Origin of the sequence: Naasia sp. (assembly GCF_025465545.1) — a bacterium.
In the GTDB taxonomy this organism is placed as follows: domain Bacteria; phylum Actinomycetota; class Actinomycetes; order Actinomycetales; family Microbacteriaceae; genus Naasia.
The window spans coordinates 16,544-38,218 of sequence record NZ_JAODMK010000036.1 but is presented as its reverse complement, the minus strand read 5'-3'; the positions used below and the strand labels follow the sequence as shown (position 1 = coordinate 38,218).

Annotated in this window: 20 protein-coding genes; 17 read left to right on the top strand and 3 right to left on the bottom strand. The window is 72.0% G+C overall.

The features are described from left to right. The first annotated feature begins 4 nt into the window (after positions 1-4). The 11 genes from mnmA (at position 5) to JWR33_RS09295 (ending at position 14,287) form a co-directional block, all read left to right on the top strand. Positions 5-1,111 carry a tRNA 2-thiouridine(34) synthase MnmA gene (mnmA, locus tag JWR33_RS09345; protein ID WP_297411353.1) on the top strand — a complete coding sequence of 369 codons (1,107 nt, stop codon included), beginning with the start codon at positions 5-7 and terminating at the stop codon, positions 1,109-1,111. A gap of 4 nt (positions 1,112-1,115) precedes the next feature. Continuing rightward, positions 1,116-3,338, top strand: coding sequence for an NAD-dependent DNA ligase LigA (gene ligA, locus JWR33_RS09340; RefSeq protein ID WP_297411352.1), 2,223 nt, complete (start codon positions 1,116-1,118; stop codon positions 3,336-3,338). Between the two features lie 401 nt (positions 3,339-3,739). After that, positions 3,740-5,068: an alpha/beta hydrolase gene (locus tag JWR33_RS09335; protein WP_297411350.1), complete on the top strand. Its 1,329-nt coding sequence runs from the start codon at positions 3,740-3,742 to the stop codon at positions 5,066-5,068. Positions 5,069-5,130: 62 nt separating this feature from the next. Continuing rightward, entirely contained in the window at positions 5,131-5,439 is a 309-nt protein-coding gene (gatC, locus tag JWR33_RS09330) for an Asp-tRNA(Asn)/Glu-tRNA(Gln) amidotransferase subunit GatC (protein ID WP_297411348.1), read from the top strand. Further along, positions 5,436-7,022 carry an Asp-tRNA(Asn)/Glu-tRNA(Gln) amidotransferase subunit GatA gene (gene gatA, locus JWR33_RS09325; RefSeq protein WP_297411346.1) on the top strand — a complete coding sequence of 529 codons (1,587 nt, stop codon included), beginning with the start codon at positions 5,436-5,438 and terminating at the stop codon, positions 7,020-7,022. Before gatC ends, gatA begins: the two co-directional genes overlap by 4 nt. After that, positions 7,022-8,527, top strand: coding sequence for an Asp-tRNA(Asn)/Glu-tRNA(Gln) amidotransferase subunit GatB (gene gatB / locus JWR33_RS09320; protein ID WP_297411344.1), 1,506 nt, complete (start codon positions 7,022-7,024; stop codon positions 8,525-8,527). The genes gatA and gatB overlap by 1 nt, the downstream gene beginning before the upstream one ends. Before the next feature lie 121 nt (positions 8,528-8,648). Next, complete coding sequence (locus tag JWR33_RS09315; protein ID WP_297411342.1) at positions 8,649-10,085, top strand: cytosine permease; 1,437 nt, start codon at positions 8,649-8,651, stop codon at positions 10,083-10,085. Beyond that, on the top strand, positions 10,082-10,543 hold the full coding sequence (locus tag JWR33_RS09310) for a nucleoside deaminase (protein ID WP_297411340.1): 462 nt from the start codon (positions 10,082-10,084) through the stop codon (positions 10,541-10,543). Before JWR33_RS09315 ends, JWR33_RS09310 begins: the two co-directional genes overlap by 4 nt. A gap of 100 nt (positions 10,544-10,643) precedes the next feature. Beyond that, complete coding sequence (locus tag JWR33_RS09305) at positions 10,644-12,326, top strand: MDR family MFS transporter (RefSeq protein ID WP_297411472.1); 1,683 nt, start codon at positions 10,644-10,646, stop codon at positions 12,324-12,326. Continuing rightward, positions 12,323-12,829 carry a MarR family winged helix-turn-helix transcriptional regulator gene (locus JWR33_RS09300; protein WP_297411338.1) on the top strand — a complete coding sequence of 169 codons (507 nt, stop codon included), beginning with the start codon at positions 12,323-12,325 and terminating at the stop codon, positions 12,827-12,829. The genes JWR33_RS09305 and JWR33_RS09300 overlap by 4 nt, the downstream gene beginning before the upstream one ends. Before the next feature lie 72 nt (positions 12,830-12,901). Beyond that, positions 12,902-14,287: an MFS transporter gene (locus tag JWR33_RS09295; protein WP_297411336.1), complete on the top strand. Its 1,386-nt coding sequence runs from the start codon at positions 12,902-12,904 to the stop codon at positions 14,285-14,287. A gap of 3 nt (positions 14,288-14,290) precedes the next feature. On the opposite strand, the gene JWR33_RS09290 is transcribed toward JWR33_RS09295, so the two are convergent. Then, positions 14,291-14,917 (bottom strand): TetR/AcrR family transcriptional regulator, encoded by a 627-nt coding sequence (locus JWR33_RS09290; RefSeq protein WP_297411334.1) that lies wholly within the window; start codon positions 14,915-14,917, stop codon positions 14,291-14,293. A gap of 105 nt (positions 14,918-15,022) precedes the next feature. Between JWR33_RS09290 and JWR33_RS09285 the strand changes: the two genes are divergently transcribed. The 3 genes from JWR33_RS09285 to JWR33_RS09275 are packed head-to-tail and all read left to right on the top strand — an operon-like array spanning position 15,023 to position 17,367. Next, positions 15,023-15,406 (top strand): VOC family protein, encoded by a 384-nt coding sequence (locus JWR33_RS09285; protein ID WP_297411332.1) that lies wholly within the window; start codon positions 15,023-15,025, stop codon positions 15,404-15,406. Positions 15,407-15,457: 51 nt separating this feature from the next. Next, complete coding sequence (locus JWR33_RS09280) at positions 15,458-16,915, top strand: NAD(P)/FAD-dependent oxidoreductase (RefSeq protein WP_297411330.1); 1,458 nt, start codon at positions 15,458-15,460, stop codon at positions 16,913-16,915. 2 nt (positions 16,916-16,917) lie between these two features. After that, positions 16,918-17,367, top strand: a complete 450-nt coding sequence (locus tag JWR33_RS09275; protein WP_297411328.1) for an SRPBCC family protein — start codon at positions 16,918-16,920, stop codon at positions 17,365-17,367. Between the two features lie 5 nt (positions 17,368-17,372). On the opposite strand, the gene JWR33_RS09270 is transcribed toward JWR33_RS09275, so the two are convergent. Then, the gene (locus JWR33_RS09270) at positions 17,373-17,864 is read right to left on the bottom strand and encodes an FBP domain-containing protein (RefSeq protein ID WP_297411326.1); all 492 of its coding nucleotides are present in this window, start codon (positions 17,862-17,864) and stop codon (positions 17,373-17,375) included. Between the two features lie 161 nt (positions 17,865-18,025). Here JWR33_RS09270 and JWR33_RS09265 point away from each other — a divergent pair, with 161 nt between their 5' ends. Next, on the top strand, positions 18,026-19,540 hold the full coding sequence (locus tag JWR33_RS09265; protein WP_297411324.1) for a methyltransferase: 1,515 nt from the start codon (positions 18,026-18,028) through the stop codon (positions 19,538-19,540). On the opposite strand, the gene JWR33_RS09260 is transcribed toward JWR33_RS09265, so the two are convergent. Continuing rightward, positions 19,537-19,794, bottom strand: a complete 258-nt coding sequence (locus JWR33_RS09260; RefSeq protein WP_297411323.1) for a hypothetical protein — start codon at positions 19,792-19,794, stop codon at positions 19,537-19,539. The two genes, JWR33_RS09265 and JWR33_RS09260, sit on opposite strands and share 4 nt — an antisense overlap. Positions 19,795-19,931: 137 nt before the next feature. Between JWR33_RS09260 and JWR33_RS09255 the strand changes: the two genes are divergently transcribed. Both JWR33_RS09255 and JWR33_RS09250 read left to right on the top strand, forming a co-directional pair. Further along, entirely contained in the window at positions 19,932-20,774 is an 843-nt protein-coding gene (locus JWR33_RS09255) for a DUF3097 domain-containing protein (protein ID WP_297411321.1), read from the top strand. Between the two features lie 95 nt (positions 20,775-20,869). Continuing rightward, positions 20,870-21,667 carry an SDR family oxidoreductase gene (locus JWR33_RS09250; protein WP_297411319.1) on the top strand — a complete coding sequence of 266 codons (798 nt, stop codon included), beginning with the start codon at positions 20,870-20,872 and terminating at the stop codon, positions 21,665-21,667. Positions 21,668-21,675: the final 8 nt, after the last annotated feature.

Sequence of the window (21,675 nt, the reverse complement as noted above, 5' to 3'; positions counted from 1 at the left end):
GCGTATGCGCGTCCTTGCTGCCATGAGCGGGGGAGTGGACTCCGCCGTCGCCGCCGCCCGTGCCGTGGACGCCGGTCACGACGTAGTCGGGGTGCACCTCGCGCTCAGCCGGATGCCCGGCACACTCCGCACCGGAAGCCGCGGGTGCTGCACCATCGAGGACTCGATGGACGCCCGCAGGGCGGCGGACCGGCTCGGCATCCCCTTCTACGTCTGGGACTTCTCGGAGCGGTTCAAGCTCGACGTGGTCGACGACTTCATCGCCGAGTACGCCTCCGGTCGCACGCCCAACCCGTGCATGCGCTGCAACGAGCGGATCAAGTTCGCCGCGCTGCTCGAGAAGGCGCTCGACCTCGGCTTCGACGCCGTCTGCACCGGGCACTACGCGAGCATCGTGCTGGACGCCGACGGCAATCGGGAGCTGCACCGCGCGTCCGACGAGGCGAAGGACCAGTCGTACGTGCTCGGCGTGCTCACCGCGCAGCAGCTCGCGCATGCCCTGTTCCCGCTCGGCTCGACGCCGTCCAAGGCCCAGGTGCGCGACGAGGCGGCGGCCCGCGGCCTCGCAGTGGCCAGCAAGCCGGACAGCCACGACATCTGCTTCATCTCCGACGGCGACACCCGCGGCTGGCTCGCCGAGCGGGTGGAGCTCAAGCCCGGCACCATCGTCGACTCGGACGGTTCGCGGGTGGGCGAGCACGAGGGGGCTCTCGCGTACACCGTCGGTCAGCGGCGCGGGCTGCGGCTGGGCACGCCTGCGCCGGACGGTCGCCCCCGGTTCGTGCTCGAGATCCGGCCGGTGAGCAACGAGGTCGTCGTGGGTCCCAAGGAGGCGCTCGCGATCGCCGAGCTCGCCGGCTCCCGGTTCAGCTGGGCGGGGCGCCCGCCCGCCGACCCCGCGACGCCGTTCGAGTGCTTCGTGCAGATCCGAGCGCACTCCGATCCGGAGCCGGCTGTCGCCGTGCTGCGGGACGGCGAGCTCGTTCTCACGCCCTCATCGCCGCTGCTCGGGGTGGCCCCCGGCCAGACCGCCGTCGTCTACGTCGGCACGCGGGTCCTCGGGCAGTGCACCATCGATCGCACCGTGTCCGCGGCACCTGCGAGAGTGTGACGCCATGAGCGACGCAGCCCTGCCCGAGGCGCGCCCGGACCTCGATGCCGCGGCCGACGAGGTCGAGCGGCTGATCGCGCGCATCGTGCAGCTGCGCGACGAGTACTACGAGAACAACGCGTCCACCGTCTCCGACGAGGACTACGACGCGATGGTGCGCCGGCTCGAGCAGCTCGAGGAGCAGCACCCCGAGCTGCGCACGCAGGACAGCCCGACTCAGACGGTGGGCGGGCGCGCCGAGACCACCATGTTCGCCCCGGTCGAGCACGCCGAGCGCATGCTCAGCCTGGACAACGTCTTCAGTCGCGAGGAGCTCGCGGCGTGGGCGGCCCGGGTGGAGCGCGACGCAGGACGTGCCCACGTGCGCTACCTCACCGAGCTCAAGATCGACGGACTGGCCATCAACCTCCGCTACGAGCGCGGGCGCCTCATCACCGCGGCCACCCGCGGCGACGGCGTCGTGGGCGAGGACGTCACCCAGAACGTGCTCTCCATGGGCACCATCCCCGCGCAGCTGACGGGGAACGGGCATCCGGACCTGGTCGAGATCCGCGGCGAGATCTTCTTCCCGGTCGCGGCCTTCGACGACCTGAACGCCAGGCAGGCGGCTGCCGGGGAGCGCGTGTTCGCCAACCCCCGCAACGCCGCCAGTGGGTCCCTCCGCCAGAAGGAGGAGGGCAAGAGCCCCGAGCGGCTCGCGCTGATGCAGGAAAGGCTTCGCCTGCTCCGCATGCTGGTGCACGGCATCGGGGCGTGGCCGGTCCGAGCGATCGAACGCGAGACTCCGGTCACGGCCCAGTCCGAGGTGTACGAGCTGCTGTCGGAGTGGGGACTGCCGACCTCGTCGCACTACCGCGTGTTCGAGTCGATCGACGAGGTCGCCGAGTACATCCGGCGCTACGGCGAGAACCGCGGTGGCGTCGAGCATCAGATCGACGGCGTCGTCGTCAAGGTGGACGACCTGGACCTGCACCTCGAGCTGGGTGCCACCAGCCGCGCCCCGCGCTGGGCGATCGCCTACAAGTACCCACCCGAAGAGGTGCACACCAAGCTCGAGAACATCGTGGTGTCGGTCGGCAGGACGGGGCGCGCCACGCCCTTCGCGGTGATGACGCCGGCCCTCGTGGCCGGTTCGACGGTCCGGCAGGCGACCCTGCACAACCAGCAGGTGGTCAAGCAGAAGGGCGTCCTGATCGGCGACACGGTCGTGCTGCGCAAGGCGGGCGACGTGATCCCCGAGGTGCTCGGTCCCGTGGTCGAGCTCCGCGACGGCACCGAGCGGGAATTCGTGATGCCGACCGACTGCCCCGAGTGCGGCACCCCGCTCGCACCCGCCAAGGAGGACGACATCGACCTCCGCTGCCCCAACGCGCGCTCCTGCCCCGCGCAGGTCCGCGGCCGCGTGGAGCACATCGGTTCACGCGGCGCCCTCGACATCGAGGCGCTCGGCGAGGTGGGGGCCGCGGCGCTCACCCAGCCGTACCTGCCCGAGGAGGCGCCGCTGGAGACCGAGGCGGGACTCTTCGAGCTCACCCTCGATGACCTGCTCCCGATCCGGGTCCGCGTGCACGACCCCGAGACCGGGATGCCCCGAGTGGTGGACGGTGAGACCAAACTGGTGGCGCCGTACCAGAAGAAGAACGGCGAGCCCACGAAGGGCGCCACCGAACTGCTCGCCAACCTCGAGAAGGCGAAGACGCAGCTGCTCTGGCGGATCCTCGTCGCGCTGTCGATCCGGCACGTCGGTCCGGTCGCGGCCCGGGCCCTCGCCGCCCACTTCGGCTCGCTGCACGCCATCCGCGCTGCCGGCCGGGACGAGCTCGCCTCCGTGCCCGGGGTCGGCCCCATCATCGCCGACGCCCTCCTCGACTGGTTCGTCGTCGACTGGCACCAGGAGATCCTCGACCGGTGGGCGGCCGCAGGCGTCCAGTTCGAGACGCCCGGCCACCCGGGACCCGGCGCGGCGCAGGTGGAGGGCGGCATCCTGTCGGGCATCACCGTGGTGCCGACCGGCGCACTCGAGGGCTTCAGCCGCGAAGGCGCGGTCGAGGCGATCCTCGCCGCAGGCGGCAAGGCGGGCAACAGCGTCTCCAAGAAGACCGACTTCGTGGCCGCCGGCCCCGGCGCGGGCTCGAAGCTGACCAAGGCGGAGGAGCTGGGGGTCCCGATCCTGGACGCGGACGGCTTCCGCAGGCTGCTGGAGGAAGGACCGGACGCGGTCCGCTAGGCCGGCGCAGCGCCGAGTGCGCCCCCAGCCGCCGAGCGCGCCGCGTGCACGGGTCGCGCTCGGCGGCTCGGGGCGCATTCGCTGCGTAGGCCTGCGCGGCCACCCCACGCGACACGCCGACCGCCCCCTGCGCCGCCTCCTCGCGCCCCCGAACAACCCCCTTCGCCGCCCCACTCCGGGGGCGTGACTCACACCTTTGAGGGGCGGTTGAAGGTTCTCCGCCGCGCAACTCCGCGGGCGGGCGCGGAACGGCCGAGGAGGACGGGGGCGCGGGGCCTCGCGGGGGACTGTTCCGCCTGGTCCCGGCTCCCTACTATGGGGGCCACGCCCGTGCCACTGTCGGTGCCCGACCGCCGGTACTTTCCGAAGGTGCACGCCGCGTACCGGGGGGAGGTGTCGCGATGCTCAGCGTCCTGACTGCGCTTGCCCTCGCCACCCTGTCGCCGGTCGCCGCAGACGCTCCCGCGGAGTCCGCGTTCTGCGCCCCGATGCTGATCTCGGTCAATGCGCGAGGCGGGTCTCCCGTGCTGGATGCGGCGCTCATCGACTCCCTCGGCCCCGAGCAGCTGCTGCGCGGGCTGGAGCGGCTGCCCCGCGAGGACCTGAGGGAGTTCGTCGCGACCGGCGATGACGTTCTTGAGGACCTCATCGCGAATCAGCCCGCCCCCGGCGACGTGCGGTCCTGGTGGGCCGGGCTCGATTTCGGAGAACGGCTGAAGTTCGAGACGGTCGCACCGGAACTGGTCGGCAACCTGGACGGTGTGCCCTACGACGTGCGGGACAGTGCGAACCGGCGCCTGCTCGAGGGAACCCTCGCGGGCCTGCGTTCCCGGCTCTCGGCGGGGATCGGCAAGGGGGCCGGCTTCGAGGCGGTCAGTCAGCTGCGGATGCTCGAGCAGGTCGAGTCCTCGCTCGACCAGACGGCGGACGGGCCCACCCGGCGGCTGCTCGTGCTCGACACGGCGATGCCCGGCCGCGCCGCGGTCTCCCTCGGAGAGCTCGACTCCGCCGACTACGTGAGCTTCCTCGTGCCGGGCGCCCTGCTGTCGGTGCGTGAGCACATGTCCGAGTGGACCAAGGTCACAGCCGACATCTACGACTCGCAGACCAGCTGGCAGACGCTCCTCGGCGAGCACTCGACGGTGGCCACGGTGTCCTGGATCGGCTACCAGACTCCCGACGTGACGAATGTCTTCGGCCTCGACCTGGCAGAGCAGGGCGCCGACTTCATGTCGGGCACCGTCAACGGGCTGCGCGCCCTCCGCGAGGGGAACGAGCCCTACGTCTCCGTCTTCGCCCACTCCTACGGCGCAACGGCCGTCACCCTCGCCCTCCAGCGCGGTGAGATGGCCGTCGACGCCCTCGCGATGATCGGCTCACCCGGCGGCGACGCGCAGTCGGCGGACGACCTCGGGATCCCCGCCGACCGTGTCTGGGTGGGGGAGGCCGCCTGGGATCCGGTGGTCGACACCGCCTTCTTCGGAACGGACCCCGGCTCAGCCGACTTCGGCGCCCACCCGATGGGCGTGAACGGCGCCGTCGATCCGGTGACCGGCCAGGTGCTCACCGCGTCGGTCGGCCACGACTGGTACCTCGAGCCCGGTACCGAGTCGCTGCGCAACCTGTCGCTCATCGGCATCGACCGAGGCGAGCTGGTCACCGACGGCTCCGTCAGCGACGTGCAGAAGACCCTGGCGCTGTCGCTCGCCGACCCGCCGAGGGGCGGCTAGGCGACCTCCGCCCGCCCCGGCGCGACCCGAGGGGACCGGCCGTCCGTCCTAGGATTGACGGCATGCCAGACCCGACCGCCATCACCGCCGAGCAGGTCCAGCACCTCGCCGATCTCGCGCGCATCGCCCTCACTCCCGAGGAGATCGAGCACCTCGCCGTCGAGCTCGGGTCGATCGTGGACAACGTCCGCAAGGTCACCGAGGTCGCGACCCCCGACGTGCCGGCCACGAGCCACCCCATTCCGCTGCAGAACGTCTACCGGCCCGACGTGATCGGCGAGATCCTCACCAACGAGCAGGCGCTGTCCGGGGCTCCCGATGCCGACGATGGCCGCTTCCGCGTCTCCGCGATCCTGGGGGAGGAGCAGTGAGCGACGACCTCACCCGCCTGACCGCCTCCCACCTCGCCGGCCTCCTCGCCGCGGGCGAGGTGTCGTCCGTCGAGGCCACCCGGGCGCACCTGGACCGCATCGAACAGGTGGACGGCGACCTGCACGCATTCCTGCACATCGCGGGCGACGCCGCCCTCCGGCGCGCCGGCGAGGTCGACCGGCTGCGCGCCGACGGCGCCGACGTGGGCCCCCTCGGCGGTGTGCCGGTCGCCATCAAGGACGTGCTCTGCACCAAGGACATGCCCTCGACGGCGGCGTCGCGCATCCTCGAGGGCTGGATCCCGCCCTACGACGCCACCGTCGTCGCCCGGCTCCGCTCCGCGAACCTGATCCCGCTCGGCAAGACCAACATGGACGAGTTCGCGATGGGCTCCTCCACCGAGCACTCGGCGTTCGGGCCCACCCACAACCCCTGGGACCTTGACCGCATCCCTGGCGGCTCCGGCGGCGGATCCGCCGCGGCGGTCGCCGCCTTCGAGGCGCCCTTCGCCCTCGGCAGCGACACCGGCGGATCGATCCGCCAGCCCGCGGCCGTCACCGGAACGGTCGGCGTCAAGCCCACCTACGGCGGCGTCTCCCGATACGGCGCGATCGCCCTCGCCTCCTCGCTCGACCAGGTCGGACCGGTGAGCCGCACGGTGCTCGACGCCGCCCTGCTGCACGACGTGATCGGCGGTCACGACCCGCACGACTCCACCTCCCTCGACCAGCTCTGGCCGTCGTTCGAGCAGGCCGCCCGTGCCGGTGCCGAGAACCTCGACCTTCGCGGGATCCGGGTCGGAGTCGTCCGCGAGCTGAGCGGCGAGGGCTTCCAGACCGGAGTCCAGCAGCGCTTCGACGAGGCCCTCGCGCTGCTGGCCTCGGCCGGCGCCGAGATCGTGGAGGTGAGCGCGCCGCACTTCGAGTACGCGATCGCCGCCTACTACCTGATCCTGCCCGCCGAGGCCTCCAGCAACCTCGCCAAGTACGACTCGGTCCGCTTCGGCCTGCGGGTCACGCCGGAAGGCGGCGGCACCGTCGAGCAGGTGATGGCGGCCAGCCGCGGCGCGGGCTTCGGTCCCGAGGTGAAGCGGCGGATCATCCTCGGCACCTATGCCCTGTCCGCCGGCTACTACGACGCCTACTACGGCAGCGCACAGAAGGTGCGCACGCTCATCCAGCGCGACTTCGACGCCGCCTTCGGGCAGGTGGACGTGCTCGTCTCGCCGTCCGCGCCCACCACCGCGTTCAAGCTCGGCGCCAAGATGGACGACCCGATGGCGATGTACCTCAACGACATCACCACGATCCCCGCCAACCTCGCCGGCATCCCCGGCATGGGGCTTCCCGTCGGGCTCGCCCCCGAGGACGGCCTGCCGGTCGGCATCCAGCTGATGGCGCCCGCACGCGAGGACGCGCGGCTCTACCGCGTCGGTGCTGCCCTCGAGGCCCTCCTCGAGGACCACTGGGGACACCCCCTGCTCGACCTGCTGCCCGCGGACTTCGGCCGGCACCCGGCAGGCGCCGACCGGATCGTCCCGCTGCCGGGACCCGGCACCGAACCCGACGGAGGAACGCACTGATGGCGACCGCGGAACTGCTCTCCTTCGAGGAGGCCCTCGCCAAGTACGAGCCGGTGCTCGGCTTCGAGGTGCACGTCGAGCTCTCGACGAAGACCAAGATGTTCTCCGCCGCGCCGAACGCCTTCGGCGGGGCGCCCAACACCTTCGTGGCACCCGTGGACCTCGGGCTGCCCGGATCCCTGCCCGTCGTCAACGAGCAGGCGGTCCGCTACTCCATCTCGCTCGGACTCGCGCTCGGCTGCTCGATCGCCGAGACCAGCCGCTTCCATCGCAAGAACTACTTCTACCCGGACCTCGCGAAGAACTACCAGATCTCCCAGTACGACGAGCCGATCGCGTTCGACGGCGAGGTCGAGGTGGAGCTCGACGACGGCACCGTGTACCGGATCCCGATCGAGCGCGCCCACATGGAGGAGGACGCCGGCAAGCTCACCCACGTGGGCGGAGCGACCGGTCGCATCCAGGGCGCCGAGTACTCCCTGGTGGACTACAACCGCGCGGGCGTGCCCCTCGTGGAGATCGTGACCCGCCCCATCTACGGGGCGGCGGAGCGCGCGCCCGAGCTGGCGCGCGCCTACGTGGCCACCATCCGTGACATCGTGCGCTCTCTCGGCGTCTCCGATGCTCGGATGGAGCGCGGCAACCTGCGCTGCGACGCGAACGTGTCACTGCGACCGCACGGCGCCGAGAAGCTGGGCACCCGCACCGAGACGAAGAACGTGAACAGCCTGCGCAGCGTCGAGCGCGCCGTCCGCTACGAGATCCAGCGCCAGGCAGCGATCCTCGACGCAGGCGGAACGATCGTGCAGGAGACCCGGCACTGGCACGAGGACACCGGCACCACGAGCGCGGGACGGCCCAAGTCGGACGCCGACGACTACCGCTACTTCCCCGAGCCCGACCTGCTGCCGGTCGTCCCCTCGCGAGAGCTGATCGCGGAGCTGCGTGCGGCGCTGCCCGAGTCGCCGACGGTCTTCCGGCGCCGCCTGGAGACCGAATACGGCTTCACCGAGAGCGAGTTCCGCGACCTCATCAACGCGAACCTGCTGGTGGAGCTCGAGCAGACGGTCGGCGCCGGCGCCGCTCCCGCTCAGGCCCGCAAGTGGTGGCTGGGGGAGATCCTCCGCATCGCCAACTCCCGGGGCGTGGAGGCGGGCACGCTGATCTCTCCGCTGCACGTGAGCGAGCTGATCGCGCTCGTCGAGACCGGTCAGCTCACCGACCGCCTCGGCCGGCAGGTGCTCGAAGGGGTCATCGCGGGCGAGGGCTCGCCGGACGAGGTCGTCAAGGCGCGCGGGCTCGCGGTCGTCTCCGACGACTCCGCGCTGCTGGCGGCGATCGACGAGGCGCTCGCCACCCAGCCGGACGTGCTCGCCAAGATCCGTGACGGCAAGGTGCAGGCCGCAGGTGCGGTGATCGGCGCTGTGATGAAGGCGATGAGAGGACAGGCGGACGCCGCTCGCGTCCGTGAGCTCGTCCTGGAGCGCGCCACGTCGGTCGGCTGACGGGCCCGGGAAGGGCATCCCGACGGGGGCGCCCAGGCGCCTCAGTAGCGGTTCCGGCTCCCGTGTTTCGTGTCCGTTACGTGTTGCCGACTCCCCGCCCGGTCGCTCATAGGATTCCGGGATGACCACCGCTGCGCCTTCCCGTCCGTCCGCCGCACCTGTGATCGAGCCCGGAGGCATCGAGGCCATCCCACTGGAGCGGCGGCACGGCTCTCCGTGGCAGCTGCTCGCCACGTGGAGCGCCCCCAACCTCGAGTTCGCCACCGTCTTCGTTGGCGTGATCGCCGTCGCGTTCTTCGGCCTGGGCTTCTGGCAGGCGATGGCCGCACTCGTGCTCGGCAACCTCGCCGGCTCGATCACCCACGCCGTGCTGTCCTCCTGGGGCCCGCGGGAGGGCCTCGCCCAGATGGTCCTCGGGCGCAGCGCCTTCGGCTACTGGGGCAACGTCGTCCCGTCCGCGCTCAACACCGTGATGGCCGGCGTCGGCTGGTTCGCCGTCAACTCGGTGAGCGGCGCATTCGCCCTCGCCACCCTCACCGGCATGCCGGTGCTGCTGGGCCTGCTGATCGTCGTGGTGGTCGAGGTTGCCGTCGCCTTCATCGGCCACGACGTCGTGCAGCTCTTCGAGCGCTACGCCGCCCTGGTCCTCGGCGTGATCTTCCTCGTCGCCACCGTCATCCTGCTCGGTCAGGCCGCCGGCGGCGGCACTGCCGGCGGGGGCGGCTTCACCTTCGCCGGCTTCACCCTCGCCGCCGGCGCCGCGTTCGGCTACGCGGCCGGCTGGAACCCGTACGCCTCCGACTACACCCGCTACCTGTCGCCGCGGGCCAGCCGCCGCAAGGTCGGCGCCGCAGCGGGCATCGGCAACTTCGTCTCCTGCACCCTCCTGATGGCCGCAGGGGCCGGAGCGGCGACGCTCGCCGGCTTCGACCCGGGCTCGCCCACCGACTCGTTCACCGCCCCGCTGCCTCCTGTGGTGAGGGAGCTGACCCTGCTGGCGATCGCGGTCGGCGCAATCGCGGCCAACGCGCTCAACATCTACTCGGGCGCGATGTCGTTCCTCGCCGCGGGGATCCGCATCCCCTTCGCCCTCCGGCGCGCGATCGTCGCGCTGGGCTTCGGCGTGGTCGGCTTCCTCATCGCCTGGGCCGCCCTCCCGGACGCCGCCCACAGCTACGAGAACTTCCTGCTCGTGATCGCCTATTGGGTCGCCCCGTGGCTCGGCGTGGTGCTCACCGACCGCTTCCTGCGCAGGGGCACGTCGATCGCGGAGCTCGTGGCGGAGCGTCCGCGCTACGTCAACATCGCCGGCGTCGTCGCCCTCGTCGTTGCGGGCTTCCTGTCGATCTGGCTCTTCTCCAACCAGGCCGTCTACGTCGGGGTGCTGGTGCAGGCGGCGCCCGACATCGGCGACCTGACCGCGCTCGTCGGCTTCGTGCTGGCGGCCGGGATCTACGCGGTGCTCTTCGCGGTCGTGAAGCCGGCGAAGGGACACGCGCTCTCCGGCGACGTGGATGCACCGCCGGTGGGCGTGGATGCGGCGGAGCGCCGCGGATGACCGAGCGGCTCTATCCCACCGATGCAGACAAGCTCGCCGTGGCGATCGAGGAGGCGCGGAAGGGGGCCGACGAGGGCGGCGTCCCGATCGGCGCTGCGCTCTTCGCCGCCGATGGGCGGCTGCTCGGACGCGGCCACAACCGTCGCGTGCAGGACGGCGATCCCTCGGTCCACGCCGAGACGGACGCCTTCCGGAACGCCGGTCGCCAGCGCAGCTACCGCGACACCACGATGGTCACGACCCTGTCGCCGTGCTGGTACTGCTCCGGGCTCGCCCGCCAGTTCGGCATCGGCCGGGTGCTGGTGGGGGAGGCGCGCAACTTCTTCGGCGGCCACGAGTGGGTGGCCGAGCACGGCGCGGAGGTCGTCGTGCTCGAGGACCCTGGGCTGGTCCAGATGATGGCCGAGTACATCGCCGCGAACCCCGAGGTCTGGAACGAGGACATCGGGGAGGAGTGACACGCCGCGATAGTTGACGGGAGTCAACCAGTATCTATAGTTGATCGCAGTCAACTATCTGAGGAGTCCCGTGGCGCGCACCGCAACACCGAAAGCCGAGCTGACCCCCGAGGCGACCGCCGACAAGCGGCGCCACCGCGAGGTGCTGCAGGCGATGTCCGGCCTGCTGATGGGCATGTTCGTGTCCATCCTCGCGGGGACTGTCGTCTCGACGTCGCTGCCGATCATCATCTCCGACCTGAAGGGCGACCAGACCGCCTACACCTGGGTCGTCACCGCGACACTGCTCGCCACCACCGTCTCCACGCCGATCTGGGGGAAGCTGGCGGATCTGATGAGCCGCAAGCTGCTCGTGCAGCTCTCGCTGATCATCTTCGTCCTCGGTTCGGCCCTCGCCGGGTTCTCGCAGGACACGAACACCCTCATCCTCTTCCGCGTCCTGCAGGGCCTCGGAGCCGGCGGCCTCACCGCACTCGTCCAGGTGGTCATGGCCGACCTGATCAGCCCGCGCGAGCGTGGCCGCTACATGGGCTACGTCGGCGCGGTGATGGCCGTCGGCACCGTCGGCGGCCCCCTCCTCGGCGGATTCATCACCGACGGCATCGGCTGGCGGTGGAACTTCTACATCGCGCTCCCGTTCGCCGTCGTCGCGCTGCTGCTGATCCAGTTCACCCTGCACCTGCCCAAGCGGAGCAGGAAGGTGACGATCGACTACCTCGGCATCGTCTTCATCGCCTCTGGCGTCAGCCTGCTCCTCATCTGGGTGAGCCTCGGCGGCAGGCAGTTCGAGTGGAGCTCGGGAACCAGCTGGCTGATGCTCGGCGGCTCGATCGCGCTGCTCGCCCTCGCCGTGCTCGTGGAGCTCAAGGCGAAGGAGCCGATCATCCCGCTGACACTGTTCAAGAACCGCACCTTCGTGTTCGCGGTCCTGGCCAGCCTGTCGGTCGGTGTCGCGATGTTCGGCGCCTCGGTGTTCCTCAGCCAGTACCTGCAGCTCGCCCGCGGCAACACGCCCACCGAGTCGGGCCTGCTCACCCTGCCGATGATCGCCGGCCTGCTGATCTCGTCCATCGTCGTCGGCCAGGTGATCAGCCGTACCGGCGTCTGGAAGCGCTACATGGTCCTCGGCGCGGTCCTGCTCACCATCGGCATCTCGCTGATGGGCACACTCCGCTACGACACCCCGTACGTGCTGATGGCCCTCTACATGCTGGTCATGGGCGCGGGCATCGGCATGGTCATGCAGAACCTCGTGCTCGTCGCGCAGAACTCCCTGCACCACAGCGAGATGGGCTCCGGCAGCTCGTCGATCTCGTTCTTCCGCAGCCTCGGCGGCACGGCGGGCGTCGCGGCGCTCGGCGCCTTCCTCGGTCACCGCATCCCCGACCTGATCACCCAGGGCCTCGACAGGCTGGGCGTGCCGGCCAGTGCGACGGGAGGCGTGGCGAGCGGTGCGATCCCTGACCTGTCCACCCTCCCTGGCCCGATCCGGACCGTCATCGAGGCCGCCTACGGCGAGGGCGTGGGCGACGTCTTCCTCCTCGCCATCCCACTGGCGGTGATCACGATCGTGATGGTGGCGCTGCTGCCCAACACTCCGCTGCGCACGAAGACCACCGAGCAGCTCCGCCAGGAGGCGGAGGACGGAACGGCGTCTCTGGTCGACGAGCGCAACGCCTCGATCGGCAAGCGGGCCGCGGAGGTCTCGGCGAACGAGATCGGCTCGACCACCGACGCGGTTGACGACCAGCGCTCGCCCGCGGCTTCGGACCGGGTCCGGTGAGCGCCGACGAGGTGGCCGCCGCCGTCGACGGCGGGACCGAGCAGTCCGACATCGTGGACTCGATCGAGCAGTCCTTCTCGCGCCTCTTCGTGCTCGTGAAGGGCAACCTGCGCGACGCGGCCGCGTCGCTGGGGCCCGACCTGCAGCCGGCGGCGTGGGGCGTGCTCCGGCACGTCATGCGCAACGCCCCGACTCAGGCGGGGGCGATCGCGACCGCCACCGGGATGGACAAGAGTGCGGTCAGCCGTCAGCTCAAGGAGCTCCGCGAACGCGGGCTGGTCACCATGGTGCAGGGCGCGGACGATGCTCGGGCGGTGCTCGTGTCACCGAGCGACGAGGGCCTGCGGCGGGTTGGCGAGGTCGTCGCGGGCTGGAACGCGCAGCTGAGGGAGTCCTTCGAGGGCTGGAGCGAGGAGGAGCTCGCCACGTTCGAGAGGCTGCTCGCCCGCTTCACCGCGGCCGACCCGTGGCGGCCCCGGGCGACGGGGCATCGCTCGGGCTGAGCCCGGCACGCCGGTCCGGCCGCCGGCGGACACTGGCGTGGCGTCGCCGCCGACTGATGGAATGTGTACGGCGTGCACATCGAAGGGAGCGTGGTGCCGGAGCGGGAAGGGCCGCGATCGCGTCCCGTTCCGCGCGCCCTGCAGCCCTTCTCATCGCCTCAGTACCGGATCCTGGTGGGCGCGCTGACCCTGTCGCTGCTCGGCTCCGGCATCTGGCTGGTCGCCCTCGTCTGGCAGGTCATCGACCTCGGTGGCGGGCCTGCCGAGCTGTCCGGGGTCGCCGCGGCGAACGCGGTCGGCATGCTCGGCACGGTGCTGCTCGGCGGCGTCCTCGCCGACCGCGTCCCGCAGAAGCGCATCCTGCTCGCGGTCGAGGTGCTCAAGGCGCTCGCGATCGGCAGCGCCGGCGTCCTCGCCGTGACCGGCAGCCTGGAGGTCTGGCATCTCGCCGTCGTCTCCCTCGCGTACGGCATCGCGGAGGGGTGCTTCTATCCGGCCTACTCCGCCTGGCTCCCCTCGCTGCTGCCGGCCGAGCACCTCCTCGCCGCGAACGGCGTCGAGGGCGTCCTCCGGCCGGCTGCGATGCAGGCGGGCGGGCCGGCCCTGGGTGCCGCGCTCATCGCCGCGTCATCGCCCGGTACGGCGCTGCTCGTGATCGCGGCCGCGCAGACGCTCGCTGCGGGCATCCTCGCCTTCACCCGCGCCACTCCCGTGCGCCGAGACGTGGAGCGGGGAGGAGCGGTGCGCGGGGCTCTCGTCGACATCGCGGAGGGCTTCCGCTACCTGCTGCGCACCAGCTGGCTGCTCGGCACCCTGCTCTTCGCGTGCCTGCTCATCCTCGTGATCATGGGCCCCATCGAGGTGCTGCTGCCGTTCGCGGTCCGGGACCAGACCGGGGGAGGAGCGGGCGCCTTCGCCCTGGTGCTCGCGATGTTCGGCGTCGGCGGCGCGATCGGGTCGATCGTCGTGGCCTCCCTTCCCCTTCCGCGGCGGTACCTCACCGCGATGAACCTGCTCTGGGGAGCGGGCTGCGTGCCCATGGCACTGATCGGACTCACCGACCAGCTCTGGCTGATGGCGGTCGTGATGTTCGCCGTCGGCTTCACGTTCCAGGCCGGCGGGGTGCTCTGGGGCACGCTGCTCCAGCGCCGGGTTCCGCCCGCACTGCTCGGCCGGGTGTCGAGCCTCGACTTCTTCGTTTCTCTCGCCCTGATGCCCGTATCGATGGCGCTCGCCGGCCCGGTCGGGGAACTCGTCGGCACCTCGGTTCCGTTCCTGGTCGCCGGGCTGGTCCCACCCGTGCTGGCGCTCGCCGCGCTTCTGATCTTCCGCATGGGCAGGGACGAGCTCGCCCACCCGCTTGACGGGAGCGCACCGGCCGGCGCCTCGGCGGAGCCGCGGCCCGTCGGCGACGCGCCCGTTCCCGTGGCCTCGCCGATCGACGCGGCGCTCGACTGAGAGTCAGATTCCTCGCTCGACCATGTCCAGCAGGCGCTCCCGGGTGCTGAGGATGATCTCCTCGGTGAGGCCGCGGAGGGGGCCGTCGATCACGAGCATCGCCAGCCCGTGCACCGCCGACCAGGCGAGGAACTCCATGCCGGGGCGGCGTGCCGGGTCGAGTGCGCCGCTCGAGGCCATTCCGTCGAGGGCCTGGGCGAGCTGCTGGAACGGGCTCAGCCCGTTCCGCCCCGCCTTCGATGCACTGAAGGCCTGGGACAGGTCGCCGGGCACCGAGAAGGCGGCGTGGAACAGCCCCGGCTCCTCCTGTGCGAACGCGATGTACCCCGTCCCGACGGCGCGAAGGGCCAGGCGGGACTGCGCGGCCCGGTCGTCGCCGACCGGCACGGCGTCGAGTTCCTGCTGGATGCGGTCGGCCGCGCATCCCTGCGCCGCGTCCGAGACGGCACCGAGGAGTGCGGCGCGATCGCGGAAATGGCGATAGGCGGCGTTGGGGGAGACGCCGGCTCGTCGGGTGGCCTCACGGAGGACGACCGCGCTCGGACCGCCCTCGCGGGCGAGCAGCAGCCCCTCGGTGAGCAGCGCCTGCCGCAGGTCGCCGTGGCGGTAGGTCTCTCGCACCGCGGTCACCGTGTCGGCCGCTTCTCGCCCATGGCTCGACGATACTCCGTCGGCATGCCATTGTGGACGCCGTACACATCGCGCCTCGGCTGTGGCCGGGAAGATCGGAGCATCATGTTCGGCACGGCGCACACCTTCAGTGGCTTCTCGTCCAACGCGGTCGAGGAGTCCCTCCGGTTCTACCGCGACACCCTGGGGCTGCGGGCAGAGGAGGCGATGGGCGGGTTCCGCCTCAAGTTCGCCGGTGGGGGCGAGGTGTTCGTCTATCCCAAGGAGAACCACGAGCCGGCGACCTTCACGGTGCTCAACTTCCGCGTCGCCGACGTCGACGCAGCGGTCGCGGAGCTCAACGCCCGCGGTGTCGTCACCAAGATCTACGCCGACGACGAGTTCCGCACCGACGAGCGGGGGATCGCGCGGGGCGACGGCTACGGGCCGGACATCGCCTGGTTCCGGGACCCGGCCGGCAACGTGCTCTCGGTTCTCGCGGAGTCCTGAGGCTGTCAAGGTGCGGGTCCGGTCCGGGCCCCGGGTGACAGACTGGCGGGGATGCCAGCCGTCGACGCCGTGATCGTCGGGGCGGGCCCGAACGGGCTCGCCGCCGCCGTCACGCTCGCCCGCGCCGGCCTCACGGTGCAGGTCTACGAGCGCGCCGCCACGATCGGCGGCGGCGCCCGCAGCGGCGAGGCGACCCTCCCCGGCTTCCTGCACGACGGCTGCTCGGCCGTGCATCCGATGGCCTTCGCCTCCCCGTTCTTCACGCGCTTCGCGCTCCGCGACCGCGTCGGGTTCGTCACCCCTGACATCTCGTTCGCACATCCGCTCGACGGCGGCCGCGCCGGCATCGCCTACCGCGACCTCGACCGCACCGCCGAGGGCCTGGGCGCCGATGGGGCAGCATGGAAGCAGCTGCTCGCGCCGCTCGTGCGGCGCGCACGCGCGGTGGCGGAGTTCACCGGCGACACCCTCGTGCGGATCCCGCGGCATCCGGTGACGATGGCGCGCTTCGGGCTGCGCACCTTCGAGCAGGGCCTGCCGACCTGGAACGCGCGCTGGCGCGAGGATCTGGCCCCTGCGCTGCTCACCGGGGTGATGGCCCACGGAGTGCAGCCGCTGCCCTCCCTGGGCGCGGCCGCGGCCGGGCTCGCGCTCGCCGTGCAGGGGCACGCGCAGGGCTGGCCGATTCCTCTCGGCGGGAGCCAGCGGATCGTGGACGCTCTCGCGGCCGACCTGCTCGCCCACGGCGGGCGCATCGAGACGGGCGTCGCGATCGGCTCGATCGACGAGCTGCCCCAGGCGAGGGCCGTCCTCTTCGACACGAGCGCGCGGGCGCTCGCGCGCATCGCGGCCAGCCGGCTGCCCGAGGACTACCGGCGCAAGCTCAACCGGCTGCGGTACGGCAACGCGGTCGCCAAGGCCGACTTCGCCCTGTCGGGCCCCGTCCCCTGGGCGAATCCCGAGGTGGCTCGCGCCGGCACCGTGCATCTCGGGGGGAGCCGGGAGGAGGTGGCCTACGCCGAGCGGGAGGTCGCCGCCGGCCGGCACGCGGCTCGGCCGTACGTGCTCGTCTCCCAGCCGAGCGAGTTCGATGCCACCCGGGCGCCGGAGGGGCAGGGCGCCCTCTGGGCCTATACCCACGTCCCCCGCAGGTCGACCTCGGACCAGACGGAGACGATCATCCGGCAGATCGAGCGGTTCGCCCCCGGCTTCCGCGATGTGATCCTCGCCTCCTCGCACCGGACGGCCGTCCAGGTGGAGGCGTACGACCCCAACTACGTCGGCGGCGACATCGCCTCGGGCAGCGGGCACTTCTCGCAGCTGGTGGCCCGACCCACGCTCTCGCCCACTCCCTGGCGCACCGCGGGCAAGGGGATCTACCTCTGCTCGGCGTCCGCGGCGCCCGGCCCCGGAGTGCACGGCATGGCGGGCTGGCATGCGGCCCTGACGGCCCTCTCCACCGAGTTCGGCATCAAGGAATCCCCGGCGCTCGCGCCCGAAAGGAACTGACTGTGGCAACGAACGCCCGCACCATCTCCGCCTCGCCCGAGGCCGTCTTCTCGGTGCTCTCCGACGGCTGGCTCTATCCGACCTGGGTCGTCGGTGCCGCCCGCGCCCGCAATGTGACCGCGGACTGGCCCGCGGCGGGGGCGGAGATCCACCACTCCTTCGGCATCTGGCCGGTGATGCTCAACGACAAGACCGTGATGCTCGACTGGCAGGCGCCGACCTCGGCGCGCCTGCGCGCGCGCGGCTGGCCGATCGGCGAGGCCGAGGTGCTGATCGAGGTGCGCCCCTCGCCGGAAGGCTGCGTGGTGCGGATCACCGAGGACGCCGTGGAGGGGCCGGGCCTGCTGATCCCCCGGATCCTGCGGAGGATCCTGATCTTCCTGCGCAACAGGGAGACGCTGCGTCGGCTCGCCTACCTGGCCGAGGGGGGCGCGGGCGGTCCCCGCGCCTGATCTGACTACTCGGCGAGCACCCTGTCGGTGAACGCATCGAGCCGGGACTGCAGCGTCGCGATCCGGCGTTCCACGATCTCGACGGGGTCGGGCTGCATCTCGTGCGCGGGCGGCGCGATGCGGATAGTGATCGAGCACGCCAGGTCGGAGCAGATGTAGGTGCCGACGGTGTCGCCGTCCCGGCCCGGCTCTCCCGCCCTCGGCGCGGAGAACATCGACACCTGCGCGGCCGGCCGAGGCGTCTGGCACAGCGAGCACATCGCGTTCATGCCGGGCCGCATCCGGTTGTCGGCTGCTCGCAGCATCATCCCGACGGGCCGGCCCTCGCGCCAGTGCACGATGTAGGCCCGATGCGGCTGACGGGAGTCCCGCCAGCCCAGGTACTCCCGCTGGTCCCAGAGCATCTCGTGCAGGCCCGGGAGGGTCATCCTGGCTGCGTCGCCTGCCGTGGCGTTGACGAGGGACTCGCGGATCTCGGTCTCGGTGAGCGGCTGCATGGCTCCGTCAAGCCTAACCGCCGCCCTGGCGACGGCGCCTCCGGACGAGCGAGCGGGCCCTTCGATCGGGGCGAGCACCAGGGCGGCCGTCGTGGAAGCAGTGTCGAGCGAGAACGCTGGCGGCGCCGCTGCCCGCGGCACCGCCCGGCTACAGTCGGACGGTGATCGAGCTCGCCGGTGCGCTCCGTGCCGACCTGACGGCCGCGGGGTACACGGCGTCGGCACTGCCGGGACTGTGGGGCCCCGCGCCCGACGCCGCCCTTCGCCGAGGATCGACGGTCGCCGCAGCGCGGGCGCTCGACGCGGGCTCCGGGCGGGGCACGGCGCTGGCCGCGCTCGCCGCGCTGTTCGTGCTCGGCCGGCCGCTGCCGGTCGCCGAGGTCGCCGCCGCCCTTCCGACCTTGGGCATCGCCGGCGCCGTCGAGCTCGGGCTCGTCGAGGCGCCGGGCGACACCGTGCTGAGCGCGGTGGAGCTGCGACCGCACGAGCTGATGGACTCCGACGGCGTGACGGAGTGGTGGATCGTCTCCGACCCCGGCGAGGCGATGACCGGCCGGCCCCTGCGCGAGGACCACGTGCTGGGCGTCGGCGGCGCGTCCCGCACCCTGCTGGGTCTGCAGCTGCCCCGGCGCGTGCGCACCGTGCTCGATCTCGGCACCGGATGCGGCATCCAGGCGCTCCGCGCGGCTCGCTGGGCGGATCGGGTGGTCGCCACCGACATCTCGGAGCGTGCTCTCCGCTACGCGAGGCTCAACGCCGCCGTGAATGGTGTGAGCACGATCGACTTCCGGCTCGGCAGCCTGTTCGAGCCCGTCGCGGGGGAGCGGTTCGACCGCATCGTGTCGAACCCGCCCTTCGTCATCACCCCGCGGCACGACGGGATTCCCGCATACGAGTACCGGGACGGCGGGCTGGAGGGCGACGCGCTCGTCGAGGCGGTGATGCGGGGAGCCGCCGGCCACCTGGCGCCGGGCGGCGTCGCGCAGCTCCTCGCCAACTGGGAGGACAGGCGCGAGCGTGACGGCATCGACCGGGTCGCCGGCTGGGCCGACGCCGCGGGGGTGGAGATCTGGGCGGTCGAGCGAGACGTGCAGGATCCGGTGCAGTATGCCGAGACCTGGATCCGCGACGGCGGCATCCTGCCGGGGACCCCGGACTTCGACGTGCTCCTGCGCGCCTGGCTGGACGACTTCCTGGGCCGGGGAGTGCACGCGGTCGGGTTCGGTTTCGTGACCCTCCGCCGGCCGCGGCGCGGCCGTGCCGCCCTCCGCAGGCTGGAGCGGCTGCACGGCCCCGCGGGTGTCAGCCCGGGCGGGCTGGGCGAGCATCTCGCCGCCTGCCTCGACGCGGTCGACTGGCTGACGGACCGGGACGACGCCGCCGTGCTCGCCGCGCACCTCGTCGCCGCTCCCGACGTGACCGAAGAGCGGCACTACTGGCCCGGCGACGAGCATCCGGCGGCCATGCGCCTCAAGCAGGGCGGCGGCTTCGCCCGGGAGCTGCCCCTCGACCCGGCGCTCGCCGGTCTCGTCGGCACCTGCGACGGCGAGCTCTCGGTGGGCGCCATCGTTCGCGCCCTCGCGACCCTGCTGGAGGTGGACGAGACCGCGCTCGCCGCGGAGCTCCTGCCCCAGGTGCGCGAGCTCGTGGCGACAGGCTTCCTTCTTCCTGCCTAGTCCCCGCTGCCCGGATGCCCCGGGAAGGGGCGGCCGTTCAGGCTGAACTCGGAGTCGTCCACCTGCACGTCGCCCTGGTCGTCGGGGCCGCCGGTGCCGGGAAGCAGATGCACCGCGTCGGCGTCGATGTCGGGATCGTCCTTGGCCTGGCTGTCCTGGCCGCCTGGAGCGTTCCGCACCTCCTGCTCCCGCTCCGTGGCAGGGCTGTAGGCGGTGTCCTTCAGTTCGATGTCGTCGTTCGCGTCGCGGACCATGCGGCCACGCTAGGCGCGGCACGGTGACCTCGTCCATGCGGGACGCCCCCGGTGGAGACAACTCTCAGGGGCCCCCGCTCGACGCCGTGCCGCGCGGCGGCCCCGGCAGCGACCGGTCCGCTGGTTACCCTCGACCGGTGAACGACGACCGATACGGCAGGGACGTGCTCGCGACCGACTGGCGGAAGCCGAAGACGGTGCCGCCTGCCATCCTCGAGGCCGGCCAGGGGCTCGTCGTCGAGCTCGTGGAGAACGGCTTCTGCGGTGCCGTCGTCGGGGTCGAGGGTCGCATGGTGAAGCTCGAGGACCGGCGCGGCAAGGTGCGGGTGTTCCCGCTCGGGCCCGGGTTCCTCGTCGAGGGCAAGCCCGTCGTGCTGCGCGCACCCGCCACCCTCACCACCTCGCGGGGCAAGCTGGTCAGCGCGTCCGGGTCGATCGCGGTGACGGACGCCAAGGCCCGGGTCGCCCGGGCCAGCCGCATCTTCGTCGAGGGCCGCCACGACGCGGAGCTCGTGGAGAAGGTCTGGGGACACGACCTGCGCGTCGAGGGCGTGGTGGTGGAGTACCTCGAGGGAGTGGACCACCTCGAGCGCCTCCTCGGCGAGTTCGGCCCCGGCCCGCGCAAGCGCGTGGGCGTGCTCGTCGATCACCTGGTGACCGGCTCCAAGGAGAGCCGGATCGCGCAGGCGGTCGCGCGCGGCCCGCACTCGAAGCACGTCCTCGTGGTGGGCCACCCCTACGTCGACGTCTGGCAGTCGGTGAAGCCCGGCCGGCTCGGCCTGCGCGCGTGGCCGACGATCCCGCGACAGACCGAGTGGAAGCACGGCATCTGCGCCGCCCTCGGCTGGCCCCACGAGGACCAGGCCGACATCGCGCGCGCCTGGCAGCGGATCCTGTCCCGCGTCGACACCTACGCAGACCTCGAGCCGCAGCTGCTCGGCCGGGTCGAGCAGCTCATCGACTTCGTCACCGCCGAATGACCTGCCGCTCGCGACCGCCTCTTCCCCCGGAGATCGCTCCCCGCGAATAGCAACCCCCTCGCCCGCTCCCGTGCGGCCGTCGCAGGATCGGGTGCATGGACTTCTCCCCGCGCACCGCAATCGTCACCGGCTCCGACTCGGGCATCGGCCGCGCCACCGCCGTCGCCCTCGCCCAGGCGGGCATGGACGTGGGCATCACCTGGCTCGATGACGAGGACGGCGCGGAGGCGACCGCCGAGGAGGTGCGCGCGGCGGGACGGGTGGCGCACACCGGCCAGCTCGACACGACGCGCCTCGACGAGTGCGGGGACGCCGTCGACCGACTGGCGGACGCGCTCGGTGGACTCGACGTCTTCGTCAACAACGCAGGCACTGGGAACACAGCACCCCTGCTCGAGCTCACCCTCGAGCAGTGGCGGCACACCGTCGCGACCGACCTCGACGGCGCCTTCGTGTGCATGCAGCGGGCTGCGCGGCGGATGGTCGCCGGCGGGCGCGGAGGACGCGTCATCGCCGTCACGAGCGTGCACGAGCACCAGCCGCGGGTGGGCATGGCGGCCTACACGTCGGCGAAGCACGGGCTCGGCGGCCTGGTCAAGTCGATGGCCCTGGAGCTCGGCCAGCACGGCATCACCGTCAACGCGGTGGCGCCGGGGGAGATCTCCACGCCGATGAACGATCAGACCGACGTGGACCCGCGCACGATCGAGCGGCCCGGCATCCCGGTGCGGCGGCCCGGCGACGCCTGGGAGATGGCGGCCGTCATCACCTTCCTCGCCTCCTCCGCGTCCTCGTATGTCACGGGCGCGTCCTGGGTGGCCGACGGCGGGATGCTCCTGATGGGTCCGCACGGCGGATCGCACCTTGTCAGCGACGACTGGCGCGAGGCCTAGACGACGCG